Genomic DNA, 25402 nt, shown 5'->3' on the forward strand with positions numbered 1-25402 from the left:
CGCACCGAACTCCACGACGCCTTCGTCTCCCTGGCCTGCAGCCTCATCTGCTGGAGACGCCTCAACAAGCCCGAATCATGATCGTGTTACGAGCTCTTATGTGCTGTTTCAGTACCGCGGTTACGCCCTTCGAGGACATCGCGGCTGTAGTCCTGAATGAAGCTCTCTTGGATGTCCGGCCTATCCTTGGCCCACTCACGGATCATGATCGGCAGTTGGTTGTTGACCTCAAGGTACTGGTCCGCGATCTGGGGTTGACCTTGGCGTCGATCTCGCCCTTCAGCCGCGCGGGGCGGTCGCTGATCGGCGATCGCGACGCACGCTACGGGTCCCCACGACGGCCGGGGCGCCTCCATGGCTCCGGAGGACGCATGCGTCCTGTTCTCATGTCTGGCCGCGTGCCTGACGGGCGGCGCCTCGCCGTCCCGGGCCCTGCGCCGCTACGAGGAGCTGCGACGGCCGCGCGTGGAAAAGAGGCCTTCGGACGTCCGCATCGGTGTCGGCCCGAGGAACGTGCCTGCGTCATCTCCGGAAAGAGCGACCTATCCGCACATCTCCATCAGCGGCAAGAGCGCACCCGACCGGGCGGCCCTGCCTAGGCAACCGTGGAAAGAAGTAAGCATCAGCCATACCAGGCCCTCGCGGGCAGGCAAACTTTTTGCCGTACCGCCCGGTTGACGCGTGATGTGTCAGAGCTTGATCTCGCGGTACGCGGTGAGTGCGCTGCGTTCGACTTTGGCGAGCAGTCCCTGCTGGGTCTGTTCATCCATCTTCCGTTCCTGGGCCCATGTACGGGCCATGTCGACGCCCTGTGTACGCAGCCGGTCGAAGCGCTCCTCTTTGGAGGCGTTCTTCAGGTTCTGGAGCCATGCCGCCGTGAGATGTGCGGCCCGGGGATCCTTGTCGCTCTTCGGGGAGGGCTGGCCGTCCAGAAGGGTGTCCAGGACAGTCTTGCGCCACGCCCGTGCCTGCCCCTCGTCCTTGCCGTGGGTGACCGCTTCGGCAATGCCGTCGAGGGTGCCGAGTGCACGCGCGCTCTCCGTCGGGGGAACACTGAGGCTGTAGTCCGTGGCGTCCGCGGGGACCGCCGCGAGTCGCTGCGCCGTGGTCCGGGTCTCCGTCATGCGCAGCAATGCGTAGGCCTCCGGATCCTGCCCGACAGCGCGGACAACGCCCCTGAGGGTGTCGGCGAAGACGGTGAGGTGGTGGGTGCCGTCGGACTGCCACGGCGGGGCCTGGGGTGCGGCCTTGGCCAGGAAGTCGGTGATACCGATTCCGCCGAGCATCTCGTGCAGATCGGGTGCGTAGTCGGCCAGGGCGGTGGCGAGGGGGACACGCAGTGCGGGATCCAGGGTGAGTTTTGTTGGATCTCCGGATCCGAGGACGACGAGCACGTCCTTCAGCGCCTGGGCCTGAGCCTGGGTGTGATGGCCGGGCGCGTCCCCCGACGACGCCTTCACGATCGCCTCGGCAAGAGCTGCGCAGCTCATGCCCGGGCGAACGGCCGCGCCCACTGACTTCTGTACACGCTCGTCCCCAACCAAGCCATTGCACGGTTCAGCCGGCTCCCTGCCGAGCAGCAGCCATGCTCCGACACCTCCCAGCAGAGCCAGACATAGTCCGAGCACGATGAATGCCTTGGCCGGCGTCGTGCGGTGGGGGGGCTCCTGGGCCATGGCTGCCTTTCCTGTGGGGGTGCGTCAGTTGGTGGTGTCGACGAGGTACTTGTGGGTGGCGTTGCTCCCTCGGTCGTGACCGTCGAGGATCTCGTCCTTCAGGCCTGCCCTGGCATCCTTGTCGATGTCCGGGCGGCCGTCCGCCCAGGAGTCGACCATGAGACCCATCTGGTTGGTGGCGGTGAGGTAGTGGTCGGCGATGCCTGCGTTCGCCGTGGCGTCCGCCTCCGCCTTCAGGTTGTTGCCCATGACCCAGGCCCAAGTGTCCACACCGCGCTGGAGCGAGTCACCGAAGGCGATGGACATGCCTCCGGCTGTCGTGAAGTACATCGGTGTCACTGCGCCACCGATGACGTGGTAGGCCATCTTCGACTTCCAGTCGGCCGCACTGTAGGCGGCCATGCGATCGTCGTTGAGGACATCTTCCCTGATGGCGCTGTACGCCCCCAGGACGGCGCCGGCGTTGCTGAGCGGATTGCTCTGGGCGAAGCCGGTGGCGCCCTGCGGGATCTTCTCCATTTCCAGGCTGATGTAGCGGGACTCCGCCTTGTGCAGGGTGGCGTACGCCTCAGGATCGTCCGAGAGGCCGCGCATGAACTGGGCCAGGTCCTTCTGGGTGACCGCCATGTGGGTCTTGTCGCCGTCGTGGAAGAAGCCGTCTCCGGTGGCAGAGGTGATGTACTGGCTGCTGCCCATGCCTCCCAGGATTTGGTGCGTGTCCTCGGTGTAGGAGGACAGGGCGCGGGCGAGAGGCTCGCGGAGGTTTTCCTCAATCTTCTGGGAGGGGCCGAGCTCGCCGATCACGTCGTGCATGACGCGCGCCTGGGCGTCGGTGTGCGGGGTCACGGGCCAGGGGTCCTGCTTGGGGCCGAGCGGGGTGTGCCCGGTGGTCGCGGCCTCCAGGGCGGCGCCGAGACCGACACGGCTGGTGGGGTCGACCAGGTCCGTGTTGTGGTAGCCGAGGACCGTGTTGGTAGGCCAGTCGCGGGTTCCATCACCCTTGCCGGCGAGGTAGTGCAGGTGGTCGTTGGTGACCTTGTCACCGTCCGGACCGTTGCCCTTGGCGTCGAAGAAGGCTGTCGCCGCGTCGGGGTTCTTGCTCATGACACCGAGCAGGCCGTCTATGGCGTCCGTTTCGATGCCGTCGTGGCCCGCTCCCCACTTGGTGAACATCCCGGGGTGCTTCTTCTCGGCTGATATGAGGTCGTCGCCGAGGTCGTAGAGGAACTGGTCGTCGAACTTGGCATCGGCGTGCTGCATCATGCTGACGAATGACTGGTAGCCGTACAGCGGGTTGGCCTTGGTTCCCGTCGCGTGGACGCCCGCTTTGTCCAGGCCGTCGGTGAACTCCTGGTAGAACTTGCCGTCGGGGCTGGCCAGCCACTCCTTGAACTTCTTGGATCCGGGCGGGGCGTCGGAGACCTTCCCCGGGACCTCGGTGGCACCCGCCACCGTGTTGGCCAGGCCCTTTTGGAGGTTCTGGTACCGGTCGCTGTTCTTCTTGTCCGAGTGAAGCGCCCGGTCGTTGAGCTTGTCCGTCAGCGTGATCGTGCCGCCCGGACCGATTCCGGACAGGAAGGTCTGGCTGAACGCCTTGTTACCTGTGTTGTCGCGGAAGGAGCGGTCGAGTTCAGCGTAGTCGGCTGCCGACACCTTGTCGCCGCTGTTGATGCGGGTGGCGATGTCTTCGGCGTTGCGGGCCTCGTAGACCTCGATGTCGCCCTGCGCGTCGGCGTTGAAGCCGTTGAGGGTTTGGTCGTTGCCCTTGCCGAAGGCGTCCTTGTTGCTGTCCACCACGACCGCCTCAAGGGCGATCTTGACGCCCTGGTCGGCTTCGGAGACGGCCTTGACCTGGTCGTTGATGTGCTGCTGCCACTTGTTGACCGCGTCACGGATGGTGGTCTGGCCGTCGGGGTCGTTGTGGTAGGCGCTGCGCTCGGCGGGAGTCAGCTTGGCGTAGTCGAACGCGACGTTGCCCTGCTCCGAGACCGTCATGCCCGCCTTGATCGCGTCGTCGCGCGCGGACTCGAGGCGCTTCTTCAGGTCGGCGAACTGCGTATGGGCATCGCGCAGCAGACTCGCGACCGCCTTGGCCTGAATCTGCGCGGCGGAGTACTCGTACCGCGTCGCGGCGAAGCCCGTGTGGGCGACGCCGACGCTGACACCACTCCAGTCGGGACCCATGGTGATCTTCTGGACACTGTCGCCATAACGGGTCTCGACCTTCTTCAGCTCGCCCGCCATCTCGTCCCACTTGCCCGCTGCCGTCGTCAGCAGGCCCAGGTCGGTCGACATCACTTCGTGGTACGTCAACATGTGCTGCTCCGCCTTACAGACCGTTGAGCTTCGACTGGGTGCCCAGGGGGCGGAACCCGTCCCCGGTGCTGAGGTCGTTCTGTACGAACAGGCCCGAGGCGCCGCGCAGCGAACCCTTTTCAGAACCGAGCCGGCCCATCAGGACCTTCACCTGCTGGTCCCAGGTGTCCGCCACCTTCTTCAGGCCCGCGGCCGCGTCCCAGCCGTCGAAGCCCTTGACCGCGGTGTTGGTGCTCTCGTCCGCGTGATCCGTGGCCTTCTTGGTGTTCGGGGCAGACCTCTTCTGCGCCGGCGTCGACGCGAAAGTCCCCCCGCCGCCGCCACCACCACCGCCGTCGGCTGCCGGAACACTGTTGAGCCGCATCGCTGCCTGATCGGCGGCCCTGGCTCTCTCGCTGCCCCACTCCTGCGTGAAGTCCCCCGACACGACCGCCCCCGTTCAACTCAAAACGCTGTCCCTGCAGACCGCCAAACGGCCCATGCCTGCGGGCAAACCACAGGCCGACGATGCTCTGGGAGCTGCGGGTGCGCGCTGGTCCATGCCTGCCGCGTCCAGTACTGCCGCGCGGCAGCGACCACCGGATACCGGGCACGGCGCAGCTCTCCTCGACACAGGGCGTTCCTTGATCCTCTCCGTCGCTTCGCGGCAGCGCATTGCCGTCGACCGGCAGTCTTTGCCCACCATGGGCTGCCGGTGAAGGACCCTTTGCTGCCTATGGCAACCTGATTGCGCGTCAACGGGTTCGCCGACGCGACGAGAACGGGGGAGTGCGTGACGGAGCGGGAAGCACCGCAAGACCAGCTGACGGGGTATGCCGAGTGCCTGCGCGACGCCTGCACCACCGGGCGCCGGATGACGCGCACCGAGCTGGAGGCACGCCGCGCCGAGGGGGAGCGGGCCGCGGAGCTCGGGCTCACGCTGCGCGTGATGATCCGCGAGCACCTGGCCGTATCCCAGGAAGTCCTCACCCGGGTGCCGATCCAGCAGGCAGGCTCCCTGCTTGCGGTAACCGAACAGGCAGTAGACGCCTTCGTGGAGGGGTACGGGCGCGCCCAGCACCAGGCCGTGCGCCAGGAGGAGGCCGCACGTCGCGAGTTCATCGACGACCTCCTCTACGGGCGCAGCGATCTGGGCCGGCTGGCGGAGCGTGCCGAACGCTTCGGACTGCGGCTGTCGCAAGCGCACGCGGTGGCTGTGGCGAGCGGACCTGAGCCGTACGGGGACGGCTACCCGGTGGCCCGCGGGATCGAATCGGCGGTACTGACCCGGTTTGCGGGCCGGCAGATCCTGCTCACCACCAAGGACGGGCGGCTGATCTGTGTGGCCCCGGGCGACCAGCCGGACGTTCTGGCGTTCTTCGCCAAGCAGGCGTACGCCGCCACCGATGGCGGCAAAGTGGCCATAGGCCGCTCCCATCCCGGCGCCGGCGGCGTGGTGCACTCCTACGAGGAGGCGCTCAACGCCCTCGATCTGGCCGAGCGGATGGGCCTGGACGGGCCAGTGCTGCACGCCGCGGACCTGCTGGTCTACCCGGTCCTGACGCGAGACCGGCAGGCGATGGCCGACCTAGTGGAAAACGTGCTGGGCCCGCTCCGTAACGGGCGCGGCGGCGCCCAGACTTTCATCGACACCCTCACCGCGTACTTCGACAGCGGCTGCGTGGCGACCGAGGCCGCGCGCCGGCTGTCGCTGAGCGTGCGGGCGCTGACCTACCGGCTGGAGCGGATCCACAGCCTGACCGGCGCCGACCCGGCCGACCCGGTCAACCGCTACACCCTCCAGACCGCGGTGATCGGCGCCCGCCTGCTCGACTGGCCCGACACCGAGGTGTGAGCCCCCGGCCTCAGGGCGCGCGGTTCCTGCGGGCCGCCGCCCAGTGCTCCCGGGTGCGGCAGCGCAGCCAGTGGGCCACTTCGCCGAGGCTGATAAGCAAAGCGGCGCTCGCCGAACACGCCACCAGCGAGGCAGGCGCTTCGCGGAGCTGCCCTCCACCCCACAAGAGCACGGTGAGCGCACCCCACCACAGGGCAGTGGAGACGGCCTCCACGCGTCGGCTGCCTGTCATCCAAGGTTTCCCTTCTCCCCTCCCGAGGGGAGGGGCGGTCTGTTTCTACACCGAGGTGAAGCAGTGCAGCCGCAGGTAGAGGGCGCAGATGGCGCGGCGGTGGTGACGAGTCTGTGAGCTGCCAGAAACTACCCCGAGGAGCCGGCGCCCTTCGTCCTCGCGGTCGATGCCTGCAACCAGCGGCACATGCGTACGCGTTAAGAGGTCCCTCGGCGTTCAGCCGAGCTCGGCAGCGGGCGCTTTGGTGTCGCGCCGGTAGATGTCTGGGATGCCGTCGGCGTCGGCGTCGAGGTTCTCTTCTTCGTACAGGCGCTTGTAAAGGGTGTTGCGGCGGCGGAGCAGTACGGCCGCCAGGACGGCGGCGATGAGGGAGGCGATGAGGACGGCTGCCTTGACGTGCTCTCCTACGGCTGCGCCGGGGAAGGCGAGCTCGCCGATGAGGAGGGCGACGGTGAAGCCGATGCCGGCTAGGACCGACAGCCCGAAGACGTCGGCCCAGGCAAGGTCTGGGTTGAGCTCGGCTTTGGTGAAGTGGGCCGCGAGGTAGGTGCCGAGGAAGATGCCGACGACTTTGCCGACGACGAGTCCGATGACGACGCCGAGCGGTTCGGGGCTGGTGAACACCTCCGCCAGGGCGCGTCCGGAGATGCTGACGCCCGCCGCGAAGAGGGCGAAGAGCGGCACCGCGACACCGGCGGAGAAGGGGTGCATCAGGTGCGAAACCCGGGATGCGGGGGAGGCGGTCTCGCCCTTGTCGCGGGTGGTGCGCAGGATGAGTCCCATCGCGACGCCAGCGACGGTGGCGTGCACGCCACCGTTGTACATGAGCGCCCAGATCGCGATGCTCAGAGGCACGTACCACCACCAACCGCGGACGCGGTAGCGCTGGAGGAGGTAGAAGACGGCGAGCCCGGCGAAGGCTCCCCCGAGTGCCCAGAGGTTCAGGTCGGAGGTGAAGAAGACCGCGATGATGAGGATGGCGCCGAGGTCGTCGACGACGGCGAGGGTGAGTAGGAAGGCGCGCAGGGCAGCGGGCAGGTGGGTGGAGATAACGGCGAGAACGGCGAGGGCGAAGGCGATGTCGGTGGCCATGGGGACGGCCCAGCCGTCGGGGCTGCCGCCACCGGCCCAGGCGGTCGCGGTGTAGAGCGCGGCCGGCACGGCCATGCCGCAGATGGCGGCGATGACCGGGAGGGCGGCCGTGGCGGGGGTGCGCAGCTCGCCGACGACCAGTTCGCGTTTGAGTTCGATGCCAGCGACCAGGAAGAAGATCGCAAGGAGTCCGTCGGCGGTCCAGTGCCCGACCGAGAGGTCGAGGCCGAGGGCGGGGATGCCGAAGTGAAAGTCGCGTATCGCCTCGTAGGCGCCGCTGAACGGGGTGTTGGCCCAGATCAACGCGATCACGGCGGCGGCGAGGAGGACGAGCCCGCCCACGGTTTCGGTGCGCAGGGCGGAGGCGATCGCCTGCCGCTCGGGCCAGGGCATCAGGCCGAAGACGATACGCGGGCGCTGGTCACTCATGCGGGGTGGCCTTCCGGTGGCGTCGGCTGGAGATGGGCACACGGCCCCAAGGACGCCGACCAGACTTCCCGGCACACCGCGCGTCGCGGACACTCAGCTTCCCCTTGACGCGTTAATTACACCCTATCCCGGGGTGCCACATCCCACCAGAGAGCTTCTCACCTGCTGAAATGCAGATGAGCGGGCTCGTACACACACCAAGGCCCAAGCTGGGTACGAGCCCGCTCAGGAGCCGGGGCCGCGGGGGGAACGGTCAGACGGCGGTCTTCACCGGCTCCTGGTCTTCATCCTCGTCCGCTTCGGTGTCCAGGCCGGCATCGCAGCGGCGGCCGTAGTCGAGGAAGGAGTTCAGCTCGCGCTTGACCAGCAAGTACAGGGCGATGATGTTGATGACGGCGAGCATGAAGAGCACCGCGTCGGCCATGTCGACCAGGGTCTACAGGGAACCGGCGAACCACGAACAGGGTGTACAGGACCTTGAACGTCAGCTCACTGGTCTTGCTGCGGCCCAACAGGTGGGTCCAGGCCTTCATGCAGTAGTAGCCCCAGGTCAGCACGGTGGAGATGGCGAACAGGATCACCGCGATGGGATGTACAGGAACCAGGGCAGGACCGTGCCGAAGGCGTCGGAGGTGATCGTCACGCCGCCGATGGACGCGCCCTTGCGGCCTCGCCCCGCTCGCCGGTTGGCAATCACGATCGTCAGCGCGGTCATGGTGCAGATGACGACCGTGAGCGACTGCACCGCAAAGGGCGGCGACGGGCTGAGACGACAAGGACGGGAGGGTAGGGGTTCCGCATGAACTGGCTGATCACCTTTGCGGGCGCGGCGCTGGTGCTGCTGGTCCTGCGAGACGTGTTCCACACCCTCTGGCACCCCACGCGCCACGGCGGTCTCAGCCGGCTGGTCATGACGGCCCTGTGGCGGCTGGCGTCCTTCCTGCCCCTGCGCCGCCGCCGGGCCTCAGGGTTGGCGGGTCCCCTCGCCATGGTGATCGTGGTCGCGGCCTGGACCGTGACCGCGGTCTTGGGATGGACCCTGATCTACTGGCCGCATACGCCACAGGCGTTCACCTACGCCACCGGACTGAAGCCCGCCGACCACGCGGGATTCGAGGACGCCCTGTACGTATCCCTCGTCCACATGTCCACTCTCGGACTCGGCGACATCGCGCCCGCCGCGGGATGGCTCCGGATCCTCGCCCCCATGGAGGCCCTCGTCGGCTTCTCCCTGCTCAGCGCCACGGTGGCATGGACACTCGGCATCTACCCCGCGCTGGCCCGCCGCCGCGCCCTCGCCCTACGTCTCTCCCACCTCGCCCGCACCCATCCCACGACGGAGCAGCTCGACGCCGCCGCGGGCGCGGCCATCCTCGACGGCCTGGCCGAGGCCGTGGCCGTGGTTTCCGTCGACTTCCAGCAGTACGCGGAGTCGTACTACTTCCACGACGGCGACGACCGGACCTCCCTGGCCCGCCAGATCACCTGCGCCATGAACCTCGCGGACCAGGCCGCGGGGGCCCGTCACCCCGACGTCCGGGTGTCCGCCGCCGTGCTCCGGGCGGCGCTGGACGACCTCGCGGCCATCCTCGACGAACGCTTCCTACATACCCGCGGATCAGCTCGGGAAGTCTTCGAAGCCTTCGCCCACGACCACGGCCACCACACCCGCGGCGGAACCTGAGGGGTCCCTCGCGCCTTCACCAGCGTGCTCGCCCTCAGGAGCAGCGTGCCGGCACCTGGGAGAGCGAGCAGGTGATGACGTGGGTCCGTTGCCCCGGTGATGGCGCTCTCCCCAGAGGTGACCCGGTCGGGGAGCAGGTTGCGTGCTGCGACCGCCCGGGATAGGAGCCACGGAGCTCGTGGTTCCGTTCGGCTCTCGTAGCTCTGGGCTGCAGCGGCGATGTAGGCGGCGTTGAGCCCCAGGACCTTTCGCCGCGCGGTCAGGGCGAGGATCAGCACTGCAGCGGGCTTCACCTGTACCGCGCACCAGGACCGGAGGGCCCTCAGGCCGGCGGGCCTGCCGGTGGCGTCTCTGCCTGATGATGACGTCCTGCCGTATCGAGGGAGGACGGCAGCTCGCCGGTGGCGGCGCCATCGGCTTCCGCTGCGTCGGCGAGGGCCTCCGCAGCGGCTTCTGCCGCCTTTGCCGCGTCGTTCGCGGCCTGGATGGCCAGGTCGTCCGATGACGTCCTGCGGGTGGCGGCGGACTGGGGGAGGACTTCGTTGAAGGCACGGGAGACGCCCTGAAGAGCGGATGTGACCTCGCCGGGGATCACCCAGAATGTGTTTCCCGGGCTCTTCGCGAGTTGTGGGAGCGTCTGGAGGTACTGGTAGGCGAGCAGCTTGGGGTCGGGATCGTTGCGGTGGACGGCCTGGAAGACTTCGTCGACGGCTCGCGCCTGGCCCTCGGCCTTGAGGATCTCGGCGGTCCGGTTTCCTTCCGCGCGCAGTACGGCGGCCTGCTTGTCGCCTTCCGCGGTGAGGATCTGGGACTGGCGCTGCCCTTCGGCTCCGAGGATGGCGGCACGCTTGTCCCGCTCGGCACGCATCTGCTTCTCCATCGCGTCCTTGATGGACTGTGGTGGGTCGATGGCCTTGATCTCCACTCGGTTGACCCTCAGCCCCCACTTGCCGGTGGCGTCGTCGAGTACGCCGCGAAGCTGGTTGTTGATGGTGTCCCGTGAGGTCAGCGTCTTCTCCAAGTCCATGGAGCCCACGACGTTGCGCAACGTGGTGACCGTCAGCTGTTCCACAGCCTGGAGAAAGTTGGCGATCTCGTAGGCGGCCGCGCGCGGGTCGGTGACCTGGAAGTAGAGGACGGTGTCGATCTCGACGACCAGATTGTCCTCTGTGATGACCGGCTGCGGTTTGAATGAGACGACCTGCTCGCGCAGGTCGATCACCGGGTAGACGCGGTCGATGTACGGGATGACGACATTGAGCCCGGGCTTCAGCGTGCGGTGGTAGCGGCCGAGCCGTTCGACGTTGCGGGCGCGGGCCTGAGGGACGATGCGCACCGCATGGATTACGGTGAACACCGCGAAAACCGCGATCAGCAGGCCGGCGATGAGGAACGCCGAGATCTCCATGTTCACTCCCGGGGGTAGACGAGCGCGGTGCTGCCCTTGATCTCGATGACGTCGACGGTCGTACCGGCAGGGATCACCAGCGTCTCGTCGTAGGCCCGGGCCGACCATTCCTCGCCGCCGATGCGGACCCTGCCGCCCAGTCCTGTCACCTCGGCTGTGACATGCGCAGCTTCCCCGACCAGGGCGTCCACGCCGAAGCGCTCGCTCTGCGGTGGGGACAGGTGGCGCAGGGCGACCGGGCGCAGGAACACCACGCCGACCGTCGCTACCAGCGTGAACACCAGAAGTTGCCAGGGGAGGGGGAACCCGATCGCAGCGAAGGCGGCGGTGATCAGCGCGGCGCCGCCGAGCAAGCCGAGTGCGGCAGTAAGGGTAAATATCTCTGCCACACCCAAGAGCACTGCGGTGATCAACCAGACCAGCCACGGGTCCATCGCTACGCCTCCTGACGCGGGAAGGAGAGCGCCCTTTTTGCTACTTTTCTAACATTTTATCTAATTTTTTTTGGGGTGGAATCCGGTCGAGCCCCGCCCATGGCGGATGCGGAGACCGTCCCGAAACCTCGTGCTGTCCCCCAATTTCGAGAACGGAACATGTATCCCGTCGGTGAGGGGCACCGGAACAGCGCCAGATCAGCTGTATACCGAGACCTTTCGCCGGGAGCGGGCGGACTTTATGGCCGTCCCATACGCCTCGATGACTGTTGTCCGACAGCAGTTGAGCGAGCCGGAACCTTGCCGGACTCTGGCATGAACAAGTCAGGAACACCCCGTCTATCGTGGGCGTCCGATCCAGGAAGGTACCGATGAACGGCAACCCCACTTACCACGCGGTCGCCCTCGCGGCCGGCACACTGCTCGTGCTGCCCGTCCCCTTGGCGATCCTCACCGGCTGGACGCCACGCGGCCTGCGAGGTCGACAATTGGCCACCCGCCCCTACGCCTGGGCCGTGCTCTGCCTCTACACCCTCATGCCGCTCAACGCCGTCCCTCGAATGCTGGACGCATCTGCGGATACCGTGATGGCCTGCACGGTCCTTGGCTTCGTCTTCATCGCGGCCGCTGTCGGCTGCTTCATCCAGGCCGAGCGCACGGCGCGCCGAGCCGGCCCGAAGCGGGTGGCCTGACCAATGGACGGCCGCAGCATCACGGCCTGGGCGCGCCGCAACTGCACCGAGCGCCGCCTGGCGGTCGCCATGGTGGTCGCAGGAACGCCCACCACCCTGGCCAGCGTCGCCATCTACATCCTTCACGGCCCCGGCTTCCCCTTCCTGGTTATCGGGCTCTCCTTGCTGATTACTGGTCTCGTGATGCTGGGGGCGGCCCGCAAGAGCCCCTGACCGCCCGAGGTGAAGCCGAGCGGAGTGTGGTGAGCGGGCTCGTGTACACCTGGCGCGAGGTGTGCACGACACGCATCACCCCTCACTCCCGTGTTCGTCCTGCGTGCACGCCGCTTCGTTCGCCGCGGACCAGGCGGGCGGGCGTGCTGCGTCCGTACCTGCCGTATTGCGTGCCGCGTCAACCGGTCACCGCTGCTTGGCGGAGATCCACGTGGCCGCCGCGGTCGCCACGGCGAACGCGCACAGGGCGAGGAGCACACTGCTGTACTGCGGCAGCACATACATCGCGGCTCCGGCTGCGGTCAGCACGGCACCGAAGGCGAACAGCGGCGAAGGACGCCCGATCCGGGAAGGGCGGGGCATGGCGAGCACTCCTGGCAGGGAGGGAGTCGAACCAAAAGGCTCCCACGGCCCGGGTGCCCGGTACAGGGCCAACCGCCGCCGGCCCCGCCGCAGCCGGAAGCGCCAAGTCAGGAGCCCCAGGCGTGCACGCCCCGGCGGCCGAGGAGCTCGGCCAGCCCCCGCCGCGTGGCGGCGAGTACGACCCGGTCCTGGGCCTTGAGGACGTAGCCCGGATGAAGGTCCCACATCAGCCGCGCGTGGGGTTCGGCTGCTTCGCCGGGCGTGGATGACAGGTCCGGTAGCCGTTCCTGCGGCGAAGCGGTGTCCAGGGCGATCACCCGCCACGCCCCCGGCCTGAAGGATTCGGCGATGGTGCGGCCTTCCAGCTGCGGGTGCCCGGCGACGTCCAGGGCTGCGAAGAGCAGCACGCGCCGCTCCACCGGGATGGCCCCGAGGATCTGCCGGCCCATCATGGCGCCGGCGAAGGCGGGCGCGGCCAGGTGCGTGACGCTACGGCTACGGGTGAGGGCTGCCGGGTGCGCGGCGCGCAGCGTGCGGTAGACGGCAGTGGCGAAGTCGTCCTCGTACAGCCTCATCACGACCCGCAGGTCCGGTCTGACCGCGCGCGCGTACAGGGCGGCCTCCAGGTTGGTGGTGTCGGCGCTGGTGAGGGCCAGGAGCGCGTGGGCCCGGTGGATCCGGGCGGCCTCCAGCACACCCTCTTCGGTGACGTCCCCCAGGACGACGGGCACCCTCATGCGGCGGGCCAGCGCGAGACCACGGGCTTCGGGATCCGACTCGACGCACACCACGGGAATCTCCAGCTCCCGCAGCCGGGCCAGGACCCGGGCCCCGATTTTGCCGAGCCCCAGCAGGACCACGTGACCGGACAGCCCGCGGGGCGGACGGCGTAGCGCCGTCGCGCTGCGGAACGCCCCCAGTCCCTCCAGTGCGGCCGCGACCAGTACCGGCAGGAGCAGCAGGCCGACGAAGCCGGCCAGGATCTGCAGTGTCTTGCGCTCGGGAGCCTCGTCGAGGGCCGGATCGTTGATCGCGAATATGTCGAGCAGGGTGATGTACGCGGCGTGCAGGGGGTGGTCGCCGGTGGTCAGCCAGGACGCCACCGCCAGGCCTGTCACCGCGGCCACGATGGCGGCCAGCGACCAGCGCAGCCGCCGCGAGAAGAACGACGCCACCGGCAGCGACGCCGCCGCCAGGCGACGCCTGGGCACGGCCGGACCCGCATGGTTCATCGCCTCGAGCGCCACGATGCCGCGTCCGGTCGCGGCGGCAACCGCCCGGTCGTCGGGCAGCAGTTGCGGCCCCAGGTCCCCGCTGTGGTCCGAGCCTTCGCTCCCGGCCGGATCGACGTCGGTAGCGGACAGCAGCGCCAGCGTGCACAGGCCCGGATCGGCGACCCGGCCCCGCCCCGGAGGGGTACGCTCCACCGCACGCAGCAGCAGACCGTCCGCCTGGACGACCTTGCTGGTCCCGGCGATCGCGCTGGCCGCGAGCGCCGGCGCGGCGGTGTCCGCGTCCGAGAGGACCGTCGTCGACGAGTCCAGTTCGCGCAGGTCGATACCCGGCTCGGCGACGACCGCGGCCTGGTCCAGCAGGCCTTCCAGGTGCTGACCGAGCTTGCGGTTGTACAGACGGATCACCAGCCGCAACCTTGGGTTGAGCCGACGAGCCACGAGCGCGGCCCGTACGTTCGTGTCGTCGTCCTCGTACACGAGCGCCAGCGCGGCCGCCCCTGCCACCCCCGCCATGACCAGCGCCTCCTCGTCCGGCTCAGCCGCCTCCACGACACGCAGATCCCGTCTGCCCGTGCGCTCTGCCGAGGGCCGTCCTGCCTGCCTGCTGCCCGGTACGCGCCCGCGCAGTCCGAGACTCCGTACGCTCCACCGGCCGACAGGCCCGTGCGGCGTGCTCGCGCCGGCCGGCACCACGAGCGTCACCCGTTCCCGATACACGTCGCACAGCTCGGCGGCCAGCCGACGCGCCAGGCCGTCATCGCCACAGACGACCATCTGACCAGCGGGAAGAGGAAGTTGAGACTGCAGGGAATTCGACACGGCCCCAGGATGCCTTGTCCCCGGCAGCCACACGCGCCCCCGTTCCGGCTACGAGGCTCCGCACGGAGCCGCAGCCGACCGACAAGCGGGCCCTTGATCCTCGACGCTTCGACCATGTGCGTCAAAGAGGCGTAAAGATTGCCGACGGCAGGCAATGTGCGAGCCGGTCTCCTCCTGTCAATCTGCAGTTGTCCAGCGGGAAGGCAGCGGTCAGACGGGGAGGTGCCCATGGGCTTGTTTCTGGGTCTCGGCATCGGGGGAGTCGTGCTGCTCGCTGCCTCGCTGGTGTTCGACGGGGTGCTCGAAGGCGTCTTCGACGGCGCCCTGGACGGACTGTTCGACGGGTGGCTGTCGCTGCCGGTGATCGCGGGCTTCGTCTCGATGCTCGGCTTCACGGGGGCGATCGTGCTCGGGTCCACGGGGCTGGGGCAGGGAGCGGCAGCCACCGCGGGGGCCCTGGCCGGAGCAGGCGCGGGCTGGGCCACGTACGGCTTCAGCCGGGCCCTGCAACGGGACGGCGACGGCAGCGCCCCCCACCAGGCGGACCTCGTCGGCTCAGCGGGCCGGGTGGTCACCGCCATCCCCGCCGACGGCTACGGCGAGGTGCTCCTGTCGCTCGGCGGCCAGCCGCTGAAGTACGCCGCGACCGCCGACGCCCCGATAGAGCGAGGGGCCGAGATCTGGGTGACGGCCACGCCATCCACGACCTCGGTCAGCGTCCGCGCCGTACAGCGCTGAGCAGCGCCACCAAGGCCCTCCGCCTTCCGATCCTTTTTCCATCAGCCCTTGAGTCTGCCCCCTTCCGGGAGGCAGGGGGGAACCGCCATGAGTCCTGTTGTCACCGCGGTCGTGGGAGTCGTCGTACTCCTCGTCCTGCTCGCCCTCGTCGTCGTCACCCGCTACAAGGTCGCAGGCCCCAGCGAGGCATTCATCATCACCGGACGCCGCGGCAAAAGCTCCACCGATCCGGAGACCGGTCGGATATCGACCGACAACACCGGCCAGAAAGTCGTCGTCGGCGGCGGCGTGTTCGTCGTCCCCTTCGTCCAGCAGCGCTACACCCTCGACCTGTCCAGCCGGCACATTCCGATCGCCGTGCGGGGAGCGGTGACGCTGCGCGGCATCAAGGCCAACCTCGAGGGAGTCGCGATCGTCAAGGTCGGCGGCAACGAGGACGCCATCCGCGCGGCCGCCCAGCGCTTTCTACAGCAGCAGGACGGCATCGTCGGCTTCACCCAGGAAGTCCTCTCCGGCGCCCTGCGCGCCATCGTCGGCCGCATGTCGGTCGAGGACATCATCCGCGACCGCGCCGCGTTCGCCGGCCAGGTCGCCGAGGAGGCCGAGGCCAGCCTGTCCGGGCAGGGCCTGGTCCTGGACGCCTTCCAGATCCAGGACATCACCACCGAAGGCTCCTACCTCGAAGACCTCGGCCGCCCGGAAGCTGCCCGCGCCAAGCAGGAAGCCGATATCGCCGAGGCCAACTCCCGCCAGGCCGCCGAACAGGCCCGCCTGAAAGCCGAGGAGGAAATCGCCGTCGCGCAGCGGACCCTGTACCTCCGGCAGGCCGAGATCAAGGCCGAGACCGACGCGGCGACGGCCCAGGCCAACGCGGCAGGTCCCCTGGCCGACGCCGACCGGCAGCAGCAGATCCTCGCCGAGCAGGAGAAGGTCGCCGAACGCCAGGCGGCGCTGACCGACCGCCAGCTCGATACTCAGGTCCGCAAGCCCGCCGACGCCCGCCGCTACCAGGCCGAACAGGAAGCCGAAGCGCTCCGCGTCGCCCGCGTCAAGCAGGCCGAGGCGGAGCGCCTGGCGGCCATCGCTGCAGCCCAGGCCGAGGCCGAGCGGGCCCGCCTGACCGGCGAGGGCGAAAAGCAGCGCCGCTCCGCACTCGCCGAGGCCGAGGCCATCGAGGGCGCCAAGCGCGGTGAGGCCGAACGCGCCCGCCGTGCGGCCATCGCCGAAGCCGTACGTCTGGAGGGCGATGCGGAGGCTGCGGCCATCTTGGCCAAGGGCGCCGCCGAGGCCGAGGCGATGCAGAAGAAGGCGGACGCTTTCGAAAGCTACGGTGACGCCGCGATGATTCAGATGATGGTCGAGGCACTGCCCCAGGTCGTGGCCAAGGCAGCTGAACCGCTGTCCGCCATCGACAAGATGACCGTCATCTCCACCGATGGCGCGAGCAAGCTCTCCCGCACGGTCACTGACAACGTCGCCCAGGGCATGGAACTTCTTTCCTCCACCACTGGCGTCGACCTCGCCGGCCTCCTGGGCGGGCTGACCGCCGCCAAGACGTCCGCCATGCCCGAGCCGAACTCATCCAACGGCAAGATCGAAATCGCCGGCTAGCTCGCACATCCTTGGGGCCCGCTGAGAGCGGGCTCCAAGACGCGGGCGGCGGCAGACTGGAAGCGAGGGGATGCCAGGTGAACTACGACCGTGAGCCTGTGTTCAAACGAAGCAAGTGGGGCACCCAGAGGTACTACTACAATCCGCGCAACCCCATCGGACTCACCCTGATCATCGTCTCCCTCCTCTTCGCCGGGACGATGATGCTCCTCATGGCGAACCGGGCAGGCCCGTTCGCACCGGAGCCCGCGCCCACATGGAGTCCGCCACGATACGAATACTCCTGGCCACCACCGGCGAGCACCCCCACACCCTGGCCGCCCCAGCCACCCACCAGCCCGCCCGAGCCTTGAGCGGCCAATCCGCCGGTGCGTGGCCCCGATAGCCGCCGAGCGTCTCTGAACGATGGAGCACGTTCTACCCGCGTGCCACAGCCCATACATCCCTCCGGTCCGTGAGGCGGCGGTCCCCTGCTTGCCTCGCGTTTGCCGAGCTGTGCTCCCCATCGCAAAGACGCAGGTCCGGCAACGACTTCCGGGGACGTCAGTCCAGGGTGCGCAATCAGGCTGTGATGAACTGATGATCGTTAATTGAGAGCAGGGGGACAAATGGAAGCCGATGAGACGGCTCTGGAAGTGTCGGTTCTTGAAGGCACCGCACCAGAGAGGGCTGAGAAGAGGGCCCGGGACGCGCGCCGCATCGAGGGGTGGTCGATCGTCTGGATGCTCCTCGCCATGCTGGTCTGGGGGTGCTTCATCTTCCTGATGGTCGCCGATTACGGCCCCGAGGCATCCTCATACAAGGGGACCCACGCTGTGTGCCAGAGCCCGCTAAGCGACCCGTCGCCTCAGGACAGAATCTGCCGAAGCGACGAGCTGCGGCAGTGGCCCGCGCTGATGGGCATCCTCGCGCTGGCGTCCATAGCGACTGTCACCGCAGCGGCAACCATGGTGTACGCCAAGGTCCTCGCCCGCCTGGCCCACAGCGACGGGTCCGGCGTGCGGCCACAAAGCTGAGACTCCCTCTGCGTGGACACCAGAAGGCCGCCTCTGGTCACCAGACCACCGTGAAGGCATCAGCACAGCCGCCCTGAACCCCGTGCAGATCACCGTACCGGCGAGAACCTGCGCGCAGCGCACTTGTCATGGGCCGCCCCCAGCTGTCCGACCCGGCAAGGACCTGGCTGGTGAGATGCACCGGCCGTGGCATCGATGGCCCGACGGGGTCCCGGCCGGTCAGGGCCCGATGCGAATCTCGTGGGTGCCGATGCCGCACCACACGATGTGCCGCTCGCCGCCGCGCAGCTCACGGCCGTATGACCACGTGGCGCGCCCGTCCGGTGCCCGGATGAGCTCGTAGACCCCGGGAGCGATCCGCACCCCCTTCACGCGTAAGCCGGGCCGGAAGAGCCAGCCGGTGCGCAGGTCGGGCACGAATGATTCCAGAACGACGCGGCGGAAGCGCCAGCGCTGGGCGGGGGTGAGGTGCTGGAGGTCGGCGGTGAAGCGGGAGAGCGTCTCGAAGGTCGGCACGAAGTCTCCTCCAGGAAGCACGAAGCCCCCCAGCGTGGTGCCGGAGGGCGGGGGACGGAAGGGCGTGTGCGGTGGACTCGGGTCACTGGTGTGCTTGGCCGTCATCGATCGCGTTCGGTGGGGTTCGGTGTGGTGAGGCGCCGGTGAGTGCGCCCCGGTGAGTGGTGAGTGGAGTGGTGACTCACCGGTGAGTGCGCCCCGGTGACTGGTGACCGGAGTGGTGAGTCACTGGGGTGTTGGAGGGAGGACCGGAGAGCGATGACATTCGCTGCCGGGGCCGGCGCCGCTTCCCGCCTGGCGGGCACTCGGGAAGAAAGTTCGGCCGCTGCTCCCGCCTGGCGGGACGTCCCGCCGATCGGCCTTTTATTGCAGGTCAGAGCCGTGTGGCGTGGTCTGCATGACAGTGGATATCAGGGTCGTCCGGGCCGGTCAGATGTACCGCTACTACCTGCGGCAGACCGTCGTCGGCGACGGCCGCCGCCCGGCTCGCACGCCGCTGCGCGCCGCCCAGGAGCAAGCCGGTGTCCCGGCTGGGCGATGGATGGGCCGGGGCCTGGCCGCGCTTGGCCTTGCGCCGGGGAAGGACGTAACCGAGGCGCAGCTGCGGAACCTCTTCGGCGAGCGGGGCAGGCACCCGTACGCGGACCGGATCGAGGCCGACCTGCTCGCCCAGGGCGCCTCCCCGAAGAAGGCGTTCAAAGCTGGCGCCCTCGGACGCCAGGTGATGGTCACCGGTGTCGACTTCGTCTTCCGGCCGCAGCCGACGATCTACCTCCTGTGGGCGCTGGGGGATGAGGAGACCTGGCGGGTGATCGAGGCCGCGCACGAGCGGGCGATCGAGCGGGTGCTGGAGTGGATCGAGGACGAGGTGGCGGTGATCCGCTACGGCAAGGACGGCATCTACCGGGTGCGGCCGCCCGGCGGTCTGGTCGCCGCCCGCTTCCGCCACTACGAAGCACGGTCGGGGATGCCGCTGCTCCATGACCATCTGCTGCTCTCCGTGAAGGGGCAGCGCCTGGACGGCAAGTGGGGCTCGATCCACACCCTGGCCCTGCACGAGAACACCGTCGCCGCCTCCGCGCTCTACAACGAGCTCGTGGCCGCGGAGGTCTGCGAGACACTGGGGCTGGCGACCGAGCCGCGCACCGTCACCCTGGGACGCCGGCCGGTGATGGAGATCGCCGGGGTACCGCACGAACTGATCCGCTGGACCTCCCGGCGCAGCGACCAGATCACCGCCTGCCTGGCAGAGCTGGAGCACGAGTACGTCACCGCCGTCGACGACGACGGCGAGCCGAAGTTCCTGCCCGTGGTCTCCGAGCGGGCCCGCGCCAAGCTGAACCAGATCGCCGCCCGCAAGACCCGCCCGCCCAAGCAAAAGACCCGGCCGCTCGCGCAGCTGCGCGTCTGGTGGAAGACGAGCGCGATCCTCACCTCCGGGGCGGCCGTCGACGTCATCAACTCCCTCCTCGAGCACGCCCGCGCCGCGGCTGCCGCGATCCGGGCCCGGGTCGCCGCCGTGGTCGACGTCCCCCTGGCGGCCGTCGACGTCGCCGCGACCGTGTTCGTGATGAACGAAGGCGGCCGCTTCCACCGCCGGCACCTGCTCGCCGAAGCCCGCCGCCACCTCGCCCTCGTCCTGCGCGGCCGCCGCCATCTCCACCTATTGCCTGGACATCAGCGAGCCGAAGACCGTGCGCGGTCTGGAGGCCGGCTACCGCCTCTACACCGCCCGCTGGGACCTGTCCGACCTCCCCGCCCGGCGCCGCCCACCCACTCCCGCACCCGGCCCGGACCGCCAACCCCCGGCCGATCCCGGCGAGCCGGCTGCACCCCGGCCCCCGGGCCAGGACACGGGGGAGTGGGAAATACCCCGCATCCCGCCGCAGTACGAGCGAGCTGTCCTCGCCGGTGTGGTGGTGCGGGAGAAGCTGCGCACCACCACCGCCACCCGCGTGCGGGGCAGGGCGTACGACGTCGTCGCGCACCAGCAGGCCGCGATGTACGAGCAGCTGCTCGCGCCCCCGGGCGCCGACCCCGAGGACGAGGACGACGACCAGGAGCCGGAGGCCGGACGCAGCGGGGCGATCGACATGACGGCGCTACGAGCCCTCCGGGAGTCCCGCACCGACGTCGAAGCCCTCGACCTCACTGCCGAGCGGCTGCGCCACCTTCAGGACGCGTTCACCAAGGCGGCCGACGACTCCCGCACCCGCGCCATTCGCTACGCCGAACAGGACGACGCCGACCCGGTGTGCCCGGTGCGCCGGGACGGCCAGCAGGTGCACCGCCCGCCGGAGCCCGTACCGCACCGCGGCCAGCAGGCCGGACACTGAAGCGCCCTTGATGCCCGCCGGGGCGAAGCCACAGTGCGCAAAGCCGCTCGTTCCGAGCCGGGGCCATTGAAGGCCCGAAGGTGGCCGCGGGTCGGTCACTGGTGCCTCCGCGTGGGGTCGTAGACGGCGGAGGTCAGGGTCGGAAGCAGCGAGGGGTGGCTGCTGGAACCCGACAGGCCCTTGCTCGATGTCGGGCCTGTGCCGCAGCTCTGAAGTCATGCCGACGAGTCCGAAATGACCATTCAGGACCTCTTCGGCGGGTCACCGCTCAATCCGTTGCCTGTACGCGCAGCGCTGTCCCCTTGACCGACCCATAACCCCCTGCGTTGAGGCGGAGCGGTAAACCGCCACCCCGATGACGGACTTGCTGCGACTCTTTGCCTCAGGCATGGGAAGGAGCAGACATTGATCATCTTGGATGCGAACATCCTCAAGAGTGTGTCGCTGCGCGGTCTGGAGGCCGAACTTCTTCGGGCGATTCGCGCCTCGGGGGTGGAGGAGATCGCTGCACCGTGGATAGCTGTTGAAGAGATCGCAGCCCAGGAGGCACTGCGCTACGCGGAGAAGTACGACCGTGTCGCCACCGAGCTGGACACCTTGGACAAGGCCACACCTTGGGAGACTGTGTCCCATCCGAGGCGGGCTCAGCCTGAAGAGGTACGTAGCCACTGGCGCGACCGATACGCGGAGATCGTTCATATTCTTCAGACCAGCCCGCAGGCGTATCAGCAGGCGCTCTTTCGGGAAGCGAACCTCCTTGCGCCGTGCAAGGCCATCGGCAAAGACGGCCACAAGACCGGCGCCCGGGACGCCGCTATCTGGCTGACGGCAGTCGAGTATGCGAGGGACAACCCCGGCCAGAGCGTCTACTTCGTGACGGCTGATGGCGACTTCGGAACTGCTGACTCGCTTCCCGACCAGATGGCGCAGGATCTCGCTCGCCTGGGTGGCCGATTCGTGCGCTACACGTCACTCACTGATGTGCTGACGAAGTTCGCCAGCCCGGTGACCATCGACGAGGAGACCGTCAAGGAGGCACTCTGCGCGGAGCACGTACTGCGCAGTGTCTCCGAGGCCGCGCGCGACGAGGCCGGGCGGCGGAGGTTCGAAGGGGTGGTCCTCCCAAGCGAGTCGGCTACAACTCAACTGACGTTCACTTTCCTGGGTTGGCCGGCTGATTGTGGGCCAGCGGTCGCACTCGGGGAAGTAAGAGACGTCCGGGCACATGAGATCAACGGGCAAACGTGGTGCACTGCTACAGCCCGATGGCTGCTCGCCGGGCACATCGAGCCTTACAGCGAGGGGCGGACCATCAACCTTTCCTGGCAGACCAGAGTCATGCTGCGCCCAGGTGCGCCAGAGGAAGGCATCACGATCACGCGGCCCCAACGTGGCGAGACGGTCACGCAGGAGGACGTGCCCCACCTGCCTGCGCTTGACCACTCCCACGAGGTTCCACGCGTCCAGGTCAGTCGGCTGGAGGCCGAGATCGTCAACCTGGCGATCCGCAACGTGCTCAGGCATGGTGGTGATCGGTACCCCGATATCGTTGGCGCGCTGAGGTCAGCGTCGCCTGATTCCCTGAGCGTTGCGCAGGACAGCTTCTTGCCTGATCAGCGGCGGGATGGTCGTCCTAACGATGTTCCTGACCCGACGTAGCTGACACGCCCGCTTTTTCGGCTGGTCCAACGTGACGACTCTCCAACAGGTCCAGCCCTCGGGCTGTGGCGAGGGCCCCGGAGATTTTTCCTCCCCTCGGGAACGGACAAACCCTGCGGTCAAGGGGCCTTACCGGACCCCATGACCAGCGTCCCACTCGACGCTGGCTCCGCCCGCTGGCCCGCCTTGACCAGTCGACCGCACGGCCGCGAACGCCACATCGCCCCTTGACCGGCCCTGCGACGGGCGACCGTTAGACGCCGGTCAAGGGGTCCCCCTGCACGCTCTCCCTCCTCGGCCCCGGTGTGGGGCGGTGAATGACGAGAAGGAGACACGACGATGGCGACGATCCACTGCCACCCGGCAGACGGCACGCGCCCGCCGGCCCCGCCTGGCGCTGAGCTGGTCGCGGGCAAGCCCCGCACTGGTTGGGCAAGCCGAAGTGGGCTCCTTGAGGGGGCACTTCAGTACCTCCTTCGGTACCCACTTGGGTGCCCGACACCCGGCGGGGTGGCAAACATGCAGGTCAGCACGCGAATCAGCGTGAAAACCGCGTCGTCACACCCCTCTTCTCCCCTCTTGTTGTCCGTATGGGAGGAGATCATCGGGTTACAGGGGGGCCCGGCGCCCTCCACGACCAGCCAGGTCCGGCTTCCGGCCGACCGGTGCAACTGGTTGCGAGCGGCGAAGGGGTGGAGCTGATGGCAGGCAAGCGGCTGACGAATCCGGCGGGATCCTCGAACGATTTGCGGGGCGATGTGTTGCGCGTGCTCGGGGTGCTGAAGGTGGCCACGGCCGACCAGATCCAGCGGATCGCCTCACCGCACCTGACCTACCGGCACACGACGAAGGCGACCGCCTCCGAGCGGAAGACCGCCCGTACCGCCTCGCACGCGGGTGCGCTCTCGGATCTGCGCAAGCATGGTCTCGCCGAGAACGGCGGCACCACCCGGGCGGGGGAGTCGCTGCGCAACCTGACCACCAAGGGCCTGGAGGCCGCCTCCTACGAGCTCGGGCGCCCCCTGTCGGAGATGGGCTCCACCGCTCGCGGCGCGGGCTCCAGCGGGGCCACCCACCCCATGGCCGTCAACGAGACCGTCATCGCGATGCTCCGTCCCAAGCCCGACCTCCGGCTGCTCACCGCGGAGCCGACGGAAGCGAAGGCGGCCGCGCAGGCCGCCGTCGACGCCCCGGCCGGTGTCGGCACGATCGCCTCGTACGCGACCGAGGTCCCGCTGCCCGCCACCGGCACGTGGGGCGCGCCCGGAAAGGGCGGCGCCCAGGCCGACATCGTGCTCACCGCCCCGCAGGACCAGATCCCGCTGTTGTTCATCGAGGTCGACAACTGCCACGAGAGTGCCGAGGAGATCGCGGCGAAGCTGTTGAAGTACTCCAGGTTTTTCAAGCGGCAGATCAAGGACACCGACGGCAAGGACAAGCCGATGTGGCGCACCCGCTGGATGGCCCGCGTCGCGGAGCGAGGGGAGGCCCCGCACCCGCCCGTGCTGATCGTCTTCAACCACATCGGCGCCCGCGACCCCAACCGCACCGTCCCCAGGTTGCAGGAGCTGACCCGGCCGCTGTGGGCGGGCGAGCCGGCCGACGGATTCAGCAGCTACGACCGGAAGATACCGATCATCGCGACCGGACTGCGCAACCTACGCGAGCACGGACCCAACGGCCCGATCTTCCTCCGCTTCGGCCGTACCCACATGCAGCCACTGCGCGACGCGATCGGCAACCCCCGCCGCGATGTCGTCCTCGCCAGCCGAGCGGAGCGGGCGCGAGCACAGCAGGAGGAGTACCAGGAGCAGCTGCGCCGCGCGGCCGAGCAGAAGAGGACCGAGCATGAGGCCGCCCGCCCTGCCTGCGCCGGCTGCGGGACGAAGTTCGACAACGACCGATGGCAGACCACCCGCCTCTCTCCGACGCCGGGCAGCCGGTGGCACCCGACGCTGTGCGAGCCGTGCGAGGACAAGACCGTCGCGGCCGCGGACCAGGCCGAGCGTGACCGACTGGAGCAGGAGGCCGCCGAGACGGCTGAGAAGGCCCGCGGCTGGCGCTCCCGCCTCCGCCCTGGGCAAGCCCAGTGACGTCTGGGCAAGCCTCCCAGCGACAGCGTGGGCATGCCTAAGGCGACCCTGGGCAAGCCCTGCTGGCGGCGGTGCACGACAAAGGGTCGTCCTCCGGGATGCTTACCGGGCACACTGGTCGCCGTGACCCCACCGGACGTCCGAGGGCTGGAGCAGCTTGAGGGCGCTCTCCTGGACGATAAGACTTCGCTGGCCTCTGCGTTGCGCCGCTGCCTGCTGCTGGGCGGCTACGCCCACCATGAGGAGCTGCGAACCTGGGCGCTCAAGGAGCTCGAGGGGTACGCCGCTGACGACGATCTACCGGCGTACCGGAGAGTGCCAGCGGCTCTTGAGATCAATGCGAACGTCCACCACTTCGGCGGGATCACGCAGTACAACGGTCGTCGGATCAGCCCGCACCTGTTGCCGGAACCGGCCCGCGAGCGCGGCGTCGGGGAGGTGGTCCCCATCCTCAACGGCGTCAAAGAACTCGAAGGACTCGTCGCTCGCGCGGAGAAGTCCGTCTTTGTCGCGCCTCCCGGCTCGGCGGAGTACGCCCTGCTGATGACTCTGCAGCAGCGCGAGGCCGGCAACGAAGATACGGAGATCACCTCTCTGCACTGGGATGTCGCTGTCGCCAGCATCGAGGGCATCCTCGACCACATCAGAACCCGCCTGACCCAGTTCGTCGCAGAAGTGAGAGCATCTATGCCCCCTGGCCAGCAGAACCCCAATCCCGCTCAGATCGGCGACGCTGCCGAGAGAGCCTTCAACATCAGCGCCGGCGACAACGCGACCGTGAACATCAACGCGCCCAAGGCGCACGCGGAGCGCGGCGCAACAGCAAGCGCAAACATTAACGAACCTGTGACGACTCCGGCGATGCAGCCCTTCTGGCACCGCACCCACGTCATCTGGACGGCCGTCGGAGCTGCTGGTGCGATCGCATCGGCGATCATTGCGTGGGCCGCTCTCAAGTAGCCGAACGGGCTGCCAACCAAAGAGCAACAGCCCCGACACCGCACAG

Annotated in this window: 22 protein-coding genes and 2 pseudogenes; 13 read left to right on the forward strand and 11 right to left on the reverse strand. The window is 68.6% G+C overall.

Annotated elements, in window-relative coordinates; genetic code table 11:
- Nucleotides 1-354: 354 nt before the first annotated feature.
- A complete protein-coding gene (locus tag IF09_RS48375; RefSeq protein ID WP_324606890.1) occupies nucleotides 355-678 on the forward strand; it encodes a hypothetical protein in 324 nt (107 codons plus the stop codon).
- Between the two features lie 11 nt (nucleotides 679-689).
- Here the strand turns inward: IF09_RS48375 and IF09_RS0135685 are convergent, their stop codons facing one another.
- From IF09_RS0135685 to IF09_RS0135695, 3 genes are all read right to left on the reverse strand, one after another.
- Complete coding sequence (locus IF09_RS0135685) at nucleotides 690-1490, reverse strand: hypothetical protein (RefSeq protein WP_158710149.1); 801 nt, start codon at nucleotides 1488-1490, stop codon at nucleotides 690-692.
- A 210-nt stretch (nucleotides 1491-1700) separates the two neighbouring features.
- Complete coding sequence (locus IF09_RS0135690) at nucleotides 1701-3992, reverse strand: hypothetical protein (protein WP_030303087.1); 2292 nt, start codon at nucleotides 3990-3992, stop codon at nucleotides 1701-1703.
- Nucleotides 3993-4005: 13 nt separating this feature from the next.
- Nucleotides 4006-4419: a hypothetical protein gene (locus tag IF09_RS0135695; protein WP_030303089.1), complete on the reverse strand. Its 414-nt coding sequence runs from the start codon at nucleotides 4417-4419 to the stop codon at nucleotides 4006-4008.
- A 345-nt stretch (nucleotides 4420-4764) separates the two neighbouring features.
- Between IF09_RS0135695 and IF09_RS0135700 the strand changes: the two genes are divergently transcribed.
- On the forward strand, nucleotides 4765-5826 hold the full coding sequence (locus IF09_RS0135700) for a PucR family transcriptional regulator (protein WP_030303091.1): 1062 nt from the start codon (nucleotides 4765-4767) through the stop codon (nucleotides 5824-5826).
- 10 nt (nucleotides 5827-5836) lie between these two features.
- Here IF09_RS0135700 and IF09_RS0135705 read toward each other — a convergent pair whose 3' ends face one another.
- From IF09_RS0135705 to IF09_RS43955, 3 genes and pseudogenes are all read right to left on the reverse strand, one after another.
- Nucleotides 5837-6058, reverse strand: coding sequence for a hypothetical protein (locus tag IF09_RS0135705; RefSeq protein WP_030303092.1), 222 nt, complete (start codon nucleotides 6056-6058; stop codon nucleotides 5837-5839).
- 216 nt (nucleotides 6059-6274) lie between these two features.
- Complete coding sequence (gene nhaA, locus IF09_RS0135710) at nucleotides 6275-7579, reverse strand: Na+/H+ antiporter NhaA (protein ID WP_030303094.1); 1305 nt, start codon at nucleotides 7577-7579, stop codon at nucleotides 6275-6277.
- A 253-nt stretch (nucleotides 7580-7832) separates the two neighbouring features.
- Nucleotides 7833-8312, reverse strand: a pseudogene (locus IF09_RS43955) (alanine:cation symporter family protein); the annotation flags it as partial.
- Between the two features lie 66 nt (nucleotides 8313-8378).
- On the opposite strand from IF09_RS43955, the gene IF09_RS0135725 reads away from it, so the two are divergent.
- Nucleotides 8379-9263, forward strand: a complete 885-nt coding sequence (locus tag IF09_RS0135725) for a potassium channel family protein (protein WP_030303096.1) — start codon at nucleotides 8379-8381, stop codon at nucleotides 9261-9263.
- Between the two features lie 322 nt (nucleotides 9264-9585).
- Here IF09_RS0135725 and IF09_RS0135730 read toward each other — a convergent pair whose 3' ends face one another.
- Nucleotides 9586-10671 carry an SPFH domain-containing protein gene (locus IF09_RS0135730; protein ID WP_051833496.1) on the reverse strand — a complete coding sequence of 362 codons (1086 nt, stop codon included), beginning with the start codon at nucleotides 10669-10671 and terminating at the stop codon, nucleotides 9586-9588.
- 2 nt (nucleotides 10672-10673) lie between these two features.
- Entirely contained in the window at nucleotides 10674-11105 is a 432-nt protein-coding gene (locus tag IF09_RS0135735; RefSeq protein ID WP_030303100.1) for an NfeD family protein, read from the reverse strand.
- Between the two features lie 371 nt (nucleotides 11106-11476).
- Between IF09_RS0135735 and IF09_RS0135740 the strand changes: the two genes are divergently transcribed.
- Nucleotides 11477-11797 carry a hypothetical protein gene (locus tag IF09_RS0135740; RefSeq protein ID WP_051833498.1) on the forward strand — a complete coding sequence of 107 codons (321 nt, stop codon included), beginning with the start codon at nucleotides 11477-11479 and terminating at the stop codon, nucleotides 11795-11797.
- A 3-nt stretch (nucleotides 11798-11800) separates the two neighbouring features.
- On the forward strand, nucleotides 11801-12010 hold the full coding sequence (locus tag IF09_RS0135745; protein WP_030303104.1) for a hypothetical protein: 210 nt from the start codon (nucleotides 11801-11803) through the stop codon (nucleotides 12008-12010).
- 186 nt (nucleotides 12011-12196) lie between these two features.
- On the opposite strand, the gene IF09_RS46055 is transcribed toward IF09_RS0135745, so the two are convergent.
- The gene (locus IF09_RS46055; RefSeq protein ID WP_158710150.1) at nucleotides 12197-12373 is read right to left on the reverse strand and encodes a hypothetical protein; all 177 of its coding nucleotides are present in this window, start codon (nucleotides 12371-12373) and stop codon (nucleotides 12197-12199) included.
- Between the two features lie 107 nt (nucleotides 12374-12480).
- Nucleotides 12481-14382: a potassium channel family protein gene (locus tag IF09_RS0135755; RefSeq protein WP_051833500.1), complete on the reverse strand. Its 1902-nt coding sequence runs from the start codon at nucleotides 14380-14382 to the stop codon at nucleotides 12481-12483.
- Between the two features lie 273 nt (nucleotides 14383-14655).
- On the opposite strand from IF09_RS0135755, the gene IF09_RS0135760 reads away from it, so the two are divergent.
- The 3 genes from IF09_RS0135760 (at nucleotide 14656) to IF09_RS0135775 (ending at nucleotide 17792) form a co-directional block, all read left to right on the forward strand.
- On the forward strand, nucleotides 14656-15165 hold the full coding sequence (locus tag IF09_RS0135760; RefSeq protein WP_030303114.1) for a hypothetical protein: 510 nt from the start codon (nucleotides 14656-14658) through the stop codon (nucleotides 15163-15165).
- Between the two features lie 87 nt (nucleotides 15166-15252).
- Nucleotides 15253-16776, forward strand: coding sequence for a flotillin family protein (locus IF09_RS0135765; protein ID WP_030303117.1), 1524 nt, complete (start codon nucleotides 15253-15255; stop codon nucleotides 16774-16776).
- Nucleotides 16777-17384: 608 nt separating this feature from the next.
- Nucleotides 17385-17792: a hypothetical protein gene (locus IF09_RS0135775; RefSeq protein WP_030303118.1), complete on the forward strand. Its 408-nt coding sequence runs from the start codon at nucleotides 17385-17387 to the stop codon at nucleotides 17790-17792.
- A 219-nt stretch (nucleotides 17793-18011) separates the two neighbouring features.
- On the opposite strand, the gene IF09_RS0135780 is transcribed toward IF09_RS0135775, so the two are convergent.
- Complete coding sequence (locus IF09_RS0135780; RefSeq protein ID WP_030303119.1) at nucleotides 18012-18308, reverse strand: hypothetical protein; 297 nt, start codon at nucleotides 18306-18308, stop codon at nucleotides 18012-18014.
- Between the two features lie 433 nt (nucleotides 18309-18741).
- Here IF09_RS0135780 and mobF point away from each other — a divergent pair.
- The 5 genes and pseudogenes from mobF to IF09_RS0135810 all read left to right on the forward strand — a co-directional run.
- Nucleotides 18742-19674, forward strand: a pseudogene (gene mobF, locus IF09_RS48675) (MobF family relaxase); the annotation flags it as partial.
- Between the two features lie 328 nt (nucleotides 19675-20002).
- On the forward strand, nucleotides 20003-20644 hold the full coding sequence (locus IF09_RS47660; protein ID WP_234321278.1) for a hypothetical protein: 642 nt from the start codon (nucleotides 20003-20005) through the stop codon (nucleotides 20642-20644).
- Nucleotides 20645-21049: 405 nt separating this feature from the next.
- Complete coding sequence (locus IF09_RS0135800; RefSeq protein ID WP_030303125.1) at nucleotides 21050-22303, forward strand: PIN domain-containing protein; 1254 nt, start codon at nucleotides 21050-21052, stop codon at nucleotides 22301-22303.
- 701 nt (nucleotides 22304-23004) lie between these two features.
- The gene (locus IF09_RS0135805; protein WP_037636960.1) at nucleotides 23005-24396 is read left to right on the forward strand and encodes a replication-relaxation family protein; all 1392 of its coding nucleotides are present in this window, start codon (nucleotides 23005-23007) and stop codon (nucleotides 24394-24396) included.
- A 123-nt stretch (nucleotides 24397-24519) separates the two neighbouring features.
- On the forward strand, nucleotides 24520-25356 hold the full coding sequence (locus IF09_RS0135810; protein ID WP_030303129.1) for a hypothetical protein: 837 nt from the start codon (nucleotides 24520-24522) through the stop codon (nucleotides 25354-25356).
- The last annotated feature ends 46 nt before the right edge of the window (nucleotides 25357-25402 follow it).

Source organism: Streptomyces katrae (genome assembly GCF_000717655.1).
GTDB classification, from domain to species: domain Bacteria; phylum Actinomycetota; class Actinomycetes; order Streptomycetales; family Streptomycetaceae; genus Streptomyces; species Streptomyces katrae_B.

Excerpts from the sequence above, each read along its gene's own strand:
- IF09_RS0135765 (WP_030303117.1), top strand. The coding sequence starts at position 15,253 with ATGAGTCCTGTTGTCACCGCGGTCGTGGGAGTCGTCGTACTCCTCGTC.
- IF09_RS0135735 (WP_030303100.1), bottom strand. The coding sequence starts at position 11,105 with ATGGACCCGTGGCTGGTCTGGTTGATCACCGCAGTGCTCTTGGGTGTG.
- IF09_RS0135755 (WP_051833500.1), bottom strand. The coding sequence starts at position 14,382 with ATGGTCGTCTGTGGCGATGACGGCCTGGCGCGTCGGCTGGCCGCCGAG.
- nhaA (WP_030303094.1), bottom strand. The coding sequence starts at position 7,579 with ATGAGTGACCAGCGCCCGCGTATCGTCTTCGGCCTGATGCCCTGGCCC.
- IF09_RS0135685 (WP_158710149.1), bottom strand. The coding sequence starts at position 1,490 with ATGAGCTGCGCAGCTCTTGCCGAGGCGATCGTGAAGGCGTCGTCGGGG.
- IF09_RS0135705 (WP_030303092.1), bottom strand. The coding sequence starts at position 6,058 with ATGACAGGCAGCCGACGCGTGGAGGCCGTCTCCACTGCCCTGTGGTGG.
- IF09_RS0135690 (WP_030303087.1), bottom strand. The coding sequence starts at position 3,992 with ATGTTGACGTACCACGAAGTGATGTCGACCGACCTGGGCCTGCTGACG.
- IF09_RS0135725 (WP_030303096.1), top strand. The coding sequence starts at position 8,379 with ATGAACTGGCTGATCACCTTTGCGGGCGCGGCGCTGGTGCTGCTGGTC.
- IF09_RS46055 (WP_158710150.1), bottom strand. The coding sequence starts at position 12,373 with ATGCCCCGCCCTTCCCGGATCGGGCGTCCTTCGCCGCTGTTCGCCTTC.
- IF09_RS0135730 (WP_051833496.1), bottom strand. The coding sequence starts at position 10,671 with ATGGAGATCTCGGCGTTCCTCATCGCCGGCCTGCTGATCGCGGTTTTC.
- IF09_RS0135760 (WP_030303114.1), top strand. The coding sequence starts at position 14,656 with ATGGGCTTGTTTCTGGGTCTCGGCATCGGGGGAGTCGTGCTGCTCGCT.
- IF09_RS0135745 (WP_030303104.1), top strand. The coding sequence starts at position 11,801 with ATGGACGGCCGCAGCATCACGGCCTGGGCGCGCCGCAACTGCACCGAG.
- IF09_RS0135775 (WP_030303118.1), top strand. The coding sequence starts at position 17,385 with ATGGAAGCCGATGAGACGGCTCTGGAAGTGTCGGTTCTTGAAGGCACC.
- IF09_RS0135805 (WP_037636960.1), top strand. The coding sequence starts at position 23,005 with ATGGCAGGCAAGCGGCTGACGAATCCGGCGGGATCCTCGAACGATTTG.
- IF09_RS0135740 (WP_051833498.1), top strand. The coding sequence starts at position 11,477 with ATGAACGGCAACCCCACTTACCACGCGGTCGCCCTCGCGGCCGGCACA.
- IF09_RS48375 (WP_324606890.1), top strand. The coding sequence starts at position 355 with ATGGCTCCGGAGGACGCATGCGTCCTGTTCTCATGTCTGGCCGCGTGC.